Annotated in this window: 5 protein-coding genes; 2 read left to right on the top strand and 3 right to left on the bottom strand. The window is 38.7% G+C overall.

Going from position 1 to position 6,084, the window contains the following annotated elements; all coding sequences use genetic code 11:
- Positions 1-259 precede the first annotated feature (259 nt).
- Entirely contained in the window at positions 260-451 is a 192-nt protein-coding gene (locus tag CKO50_RS23610) for a hypothetical protein (protein ID WP_141240113.1), read from the top strand.
- A gap of 102 nt (positions 452-553) precedes the next feature.
- Here CKO50_RS23610 and CKO50_RS00525 read toward each other — a convergent pair whose 3' ends face one another.
- The 3 genes from CKO50_RS00525 to CKO50_RS00515 form a co-directional block, all read right to left on the bottom strand.
- Positions 554-1,786, bottom strand: a complete 1,233-nt coding sequence (locus CKO50_RS00525; protein WP_095726591.1) for a DUF642 domain-containing protein — start codon at positions 1,784-1,786, stop codon at positions 554-556.
- 251 nt (positions 1,787-2,037) lie between these two features.
- On the bottom strand, positions 2,038-3,060 hold the full coding sequence (locus CKO50_RS00520; protein ID WP_255228755.1) for a substrate-binding domain-containing protein: 1,023 nt from the start codon (positions 3,058-3,060) through the stop codon (positions 2,038-2,040).
- A gap of 90 nt (positions 3,061-3,150) precedes the next feature.
- Positions 3,151-4,038 carry a LysR family transcriptional regulator gene (locus CKO50_RS00515; RefSeq protein ID WP_095726590.1) on the bottom strand — a complete coding sequence of 296 codons (888 nt, stop codon included), beginning with the start codon at positions 4,036-4,038 and terminating at the stop codon, positions 3,151-3,153.
- 759 nt (positions 4,039-4,797) lie between these two features.
- Here CKO50_RS00515 and CKO50_RS00510 point away from each other — a divergent pair.
- Positions 4,798-6,021, top strand: coding sequence for an alpha-xenorhabdolysin family binary toxin subunit A (locus tag CKO50_RS00510; protein WP_095726589.1), 1,224 nt, complete (start codon positions 4,798-4,800; stop codon positions 6,019-6,021).
- The last annotated feature ends 63 nt before the right edge of the window (positions 6,022-6,084 follow it).

Raw genomic sequence — 6,084 nt, 5'->3', positions numbered from 1 at the left:
CCATTGGACACCTCTAGTTGAGTGGTAATGATACCACCTAAAATAGTGTCCGGGTTTATTGAACCACAACAGTAACGCGACGCTACGTGAATGAAATTTAAATACGAGCACCAACTACCTATTTATTTTCGTAGCGCGTCATATCTTTCACTTTTTATTACGCCGTTGTATTTTTGTTTAGCTTCTCTTACAAAGTTTTCGTTTTCTGTAATTCTCTTTACAAGTTCATCGACCGCACTCATCGAATTCACAGGCACTTTTGAAACTCGAACCACTGGCACGAGGTCATGCGGCATTTGGAAAAGAAAAACTGAGGGTTGCTAAAAGAGGAAATTCAAAAAGAGGTTTTGGAAAGGCTACAGGATTAGGAACCCTGATAATATTTTTATCCTATAGGTTTAGATATATTGGAAATATCAAAGCACTTTCGTTAAGGCCTTTACAAACTTAACAGTGTTAGGCTTCTAATAGAAAACAATCAGTTACTTCCATGTTAGCTATAAACAAAAAAATGCGAGGGTTTCCCCTCGCCTTGCTTATTTCTGTATTAGACTTATTCGCAGGAATTCGCTACATACGTTAAGTCGTTGATGTGCTCTGGGCCATCCATAACAAAGGTCGCTAGTGCCGTATTTGGATCTAGTGTATAGATCTTCGCATCTTCACCTGAGTTACGACCAGACACATATAAAGTTCCATCAGAGCTTACTGCTAAACCGGATGCCCAATTTACACCATGCTCGCCAACAAGATCTAAAGTCATGTCGCCTTTATCTAGCGTGTAAAGTGCTTTACCTGTTAGTACGTAAATCACGTTTGTATCTGCTGAATAAGCAATATCACCGTGTGAAAAGTCGTCACCTGTATAGCTTAGTTTACCAAGCACTGTTTTTGCGCCAGTTTGCATGTCAAACTCATAAAGATAAGTTTTGCTGCTTGCGAGTAATTTAGTACCGTCGGGCGTTACAGCTGAGCGATAAATCGGCCAAGAAACCGCGTTAGCAGCTAAAGTCTGCTCCGCATTGTCTAATGAGACCTTCCACAGTGATGATGCTTTAGTTGCGCCATCATTTTGCTCCATAAAGTATAACTCACCATTATGTGCAGCAATATTTGAAGCTGTATTAGCTACACCATCAACGTATGCATAAGTACCGTTGGTTACATCAAAATGGTAAACATAGCTATTGCTGTCTTCACCAAAGTTATTGATGCCATACACCCCAGCTTTACAAGTCACCGGTGGCTCTGGAGGTGTAACTTCCTCTTCTTCTGTCACGACTACGTTATCCAATAACGCGCCTAATGAGTCAGAAGTACCTAAGCCCTGAAAACGTAACTGCGTAGAGCTATCTGTCGCTTCAACCGTATACTCGTACTTTGTCCAGCCTCGGGTCGTTGCATTCATCGTCACTAGTGTGTTATCACCAAACCATGCACGTGCACGATTAGTTGAGTTGTTGTTTACCACTCGAGGCGAGTAATAAAAACTCACTTTATACTTTTTACCAGCTGTTGTTGGAATATTCTGGTAGATTGTATAATTTGCAGTTGAGTCAAGCTCTAGGTATTGATTGCCGTTTTGAGGCGCGATAATACCAAGGCTTTGCTTTTGAATTTCGAATCTGGCACCTTCTCTATTCCAACCTTGGAGGTTGTCAAATAACGCCCAATCACCAGAAATATTGCCTGATGTTTCAAACGAGCCGTTAACGACTAAATTGTCGGCAGCACTTGCTGTACCAACAACTGATAATAATGCTAAGGTTGCAAAGTTAAGTTTCATAGCCACTCCAATAAAATAGAGTTAATGTAAATTTATTGTTTACAATAACATCACTTAATATACTACCATTGTCGTATTTTTTAAGTTAATGGTCAATGAATCACCGAAAAACCAGATTTTATGATGTTTTACGTCTCTAAATAGACTTTTAAATTGGTACTTTAGTATTGTTTTTTGCGTGAGAAATAGATATCGAAACCTATCCGTGATTTTGACCGAAGCTTGGGTTACGTATAATAAAGTCATTAAAGCTAATGGTTAACGGTACATCTAAGAGCGTTTGTTTGGTTGCAGTAATGAAAGTCTAAGTAGTAGTTGTCCTCGGAAGGTGTCTGGTCAAGCGCTACCCTATTGTAAAGTAATTCCGCTCCTTTTCGGCCCATTTCAAAGGGGTTTTGGCCAATATTGATTGTTGAAAGTCCCTTTTCCAAAGCGTTAAGTTGCATCTCTTCTGTATCTGCGGAAATGATCACTGCATTGTTATTTTTGATCTTCTCTTTGTGTGGTAATACGCGTTCAATATAATTAGAGTGAAATTGAGCGAAGCCTGCGACAGCAATAAAAATCGGGGGATTTTCATAACTTAGTAAGGTCAATAATTGGCTTATCGCATCCTCGCGTTTACCCATTGTGTAAAGTGGGCATCGTTCGTATTCTTGCCACCCCTGCTTGAGACCATTTTCTGTTGTTGTGAGGTTGTTTATTGTGTGTGTAGAGAGTGCATATCTAACGCCATTGATTCTTTTATCCAAATTAGGTGTTGAGTGATGACCTGTCTGAATACAAAACGATTGAAGCGCAGCCTTTTTATAAGGTTTAGCGGCTTCTCCAAGTGCAACACCAAACGCAAAGTTATCGGTTCCTACATAGGCGAGACGGTAATCTTTATGCTCTGTTAAAAGGTCAGAGTCAAAAGTGATCACAGGGATCTTCAATTGTTTTGCCTTTTTGAGTGAACGTGACACGAGATAGTTTGAATCGGTAATTGATATTAATATCCCGTCTACCCTTTTAGTCAATAATTCATTAATGATAAGGCTTTGCGTTCTAAAATCTTGATAGTCGTCTGCACCATCATAGATACATTCTACATCTGTATGTTGTTTCGCAAAGTCTAAGCACCCTTTATACGATTGTTCATAAAAGGTGTCATTTTTAGTTTTGCCAACAACCGCAATGGTTATTTTCGCTTGAGTACTTTGGCTCAGTATCGCAAACAATATTAGCCCAAATACCAAGGTACAACGGGCGAATAGATTTTCCTTTAACTTCATGTTTAGAGTGAAATAATATTCTTAAACTACTGCAAGCATAACGTAGATTTTTAGTAACGCAAATGAGGACAAAATTCCATCAGGCGTTCACTAGTGCATCGCAGCATTTTTTAGTACAAATTGATGAGCATCCATATAGCTTTTAATAGCACTTTGCGCAATTCGTATCGTCGCGGGTACATCTGTACTACCCTTATGAATGCAAAATACTCCCACTTTTTCCAGCTCGAATTCGGGATCTACTCGTTCCAGGTTATGATTATTAAATGCGATGATCTCTGGTACTAATCCAATACCCAAACCGCTTTCAATGAGCCCTATTGTATCGCTAATGGAATTGGTTTTGTGATGTGCTTTGAATGAAAGCGGTTTAACGATATTTTGTGTTGTATGTATAAATTCATAATTTGTGACTTTACTTTCCCAAGAGTTTGCAATGTAAGGAGCGGTTGTGTCGTTAAATTCACTGTCCTTTGCTTTATATAGCACGTCTCTAAATGAACCAATATATTGCTGTGACTGCTCCAAATCTGTGCTTTTACCCACTCTAACAGCAAGATCTATCCCCCGCTCCACTAGATTGAGATGGCGATCTTCATTAATTAAATTCAGGCGGATTTTAGGGTGCGTTTTAATCAGCTTACATAGTGCGGGCGCAACGATGGTTTGCATCAAAGCATAGGATGTTGTCACTGTTAACTGCCCTGCAAGTACTGATTGCTTAGATCTTGCTTTCTCCCAAGCTAACTCTGATAATTGGCTGATTTCAAGGCAGTACGCATAGAAGTCTTTACCAACGTTGGTCAATGATTGGCTTCGTGTGTTTCTATATAGTAGTGGTGTTCCTATCTCTTCTTCTAGTTTCTTAAGATGTTGGCTGATCACTGATTTAGACAAAGATAACTTCTCCGCGGCTTTGGTCAGTGATCCTGACTCTACCACCCCTTTAAATATCATCATTCTTCTTAGTTTGTTCATTTTGACTTCTCTTTTCACGTTACTTTATAAGATAAAGACCGCTTAATTTAAATAAAATCACATAAATATTACATAAATTAAACATGTATTTTTAATAGTTATAAATGAAATATGCTTATTGGCCTATACCAAGTTTAGCGTCAATTTCCCAACCTAGTTAAAAGTGGTTATTGATAGTCTTCTTAATCGTTTTAGATTCGACCTTGTTTGAATTTTTAAGTCATTTTTATAACTTAAAGTGGTTGTGCTAATAACGAGATACTTTGAACTTTCTGACCAAGGCCAGATGGCTGACAATCGATTGAATTTATTTCTTCAACAATGAATGCACGTCTCACTCGCAGCGATAGAAACATTGAGTTCGATTTTATGAAACAGTTTAATTAAGATTAAATTTTGAGCGAAAGTAACTGTCAAAATCAACTAATGACTACCTGTCTGTAACAAAACCCCCTACATCTATAGCTATGGATGGCTAGGTTACAGCTCATTTTTGTTAACTTTTATTTACTTAATTCGTTACTTTGCAGATTGTATACTGTAGTGTTTGGTGTTATTGAAAATGCAACTAAACCACTCAATTTGTTAGAAAGTGTAGAAGTTCTTCCATTCTAATTATCCCTATATCAATAATATTAAAAGTACATATGCTTAACATTTTAACTACATGTACTTTGTCTTCAGTTGCACCCTTAGAGACAGGAAAAGGTCTCGTGCAACTTAACAGTTAGAACACCGATTGATTAAGGAATATGAAAGATGAAATCAATTAAGTTAAAGAAAAGCGCAATTGCTATCGTAACGTCACTCCAATTATTTGGGCTTAGTCAGCTCGCAACTGCGAATACCAATGTCCCAGAAATATCACCAATTATGTACGATACACTTCAAGGCGATATCGAAGGTTCACCGTTGTTTATAGATGTTGGCTCGAATGACTTCCTACTTACTCAGGAGCAATGGCATACAATTCAAGTTTTTGCTGAGTCAGCTGTTAGCTTACCTAATAACGAAGCTGCCTTTAGAAGTGCGACGCGATATCCAGCAGATACGCCTTTAAATAACGACTACATTGCACTAATGACAACCTTTGAATCAATCAATGCGTCGGGTCAGAATTGGAATCATAAGCTTTATCCTAGCATCATTGATCTTGCGACAAAATTAGCGAATTACTCCGATACGCATGTATTGCTAATTCAACCATTTATCGATGAACTAACAAAGCTACATGACGCATCGCTAGGCGGAGATTTGCAAGCTGCTGAGCAAAGCAGACAAGTAGCAATTTCATTTCTAAACACCTTCATGAATTTTGTTGATGGTAATCTAACAAAAACCCAAACAGTGGTAGATCAACTTGTTACCTTCCAGGGAGATTTAACTACGCACTCTGGACAATTAAATACACTAGAAGGCACTTTCGAGGACATTTTAAATAAAGACCAGCCAGCTAACATACGTGACCGAATTAGCACATTACAACGACGACTCAACGATCTGAATGATGAAAAGAGTGATTTGAAAACAGGCATTGGCTTAAGTAGTCTTGGCGGCGTACTTGGGTTAATCATTGGCGGTAGTATCCAAGGTGCTCAGTTAGAGGAAGTAAAGAGCGAGATTAATAAAGTAGAATCTCAAATTGAGACGGCGAATAAAGAACTCGCTCACGCGATGAGTCTTGCGGCCTCTTATCAAATTGCCAAAGGGCAAGTGGAAGGCATGAACGAAAAAATTGAAACTGCGCTGAGTAATGTACGCAAAGTTCAAGTGCACTGGCAGTCTTTGTATGGAGATATGCAATCTCTTCGAGATGTATTGACCCAATTAGACAGTGAAAATGCGTTACGTAATGCCAACGTGATTGTTGCAGGGATCGTTTCTTCACCTCTTGCTAGCAATGCCAGCAACTCATGGAAAGACATTGCAGACAAAGCAAGGACGTTTCTACAAAACGCCTATCTGCCTACATCACAGCAGTAGACATCAATAAGTTTGAATTTTTAGCATCATAGATCAACTGCTATTGAGCGACCAACTCTCATA

The sequence above is a fragment of the Pseudoalteromonas sp. HM-SA03 genome, assembly GCF_002289345.1.
Taxonomy (GTDB): domain Bacteria; phylum Pseudomonadota; class Gammaproteobacteria; order Enterobacterales; family Alteromonadaceae; genus Pseudoalteromonas.
Note: the sequence above shows the minus strand (reverse complement) of the source record. Positions and strands in the feature narration are given on the sequence as shown.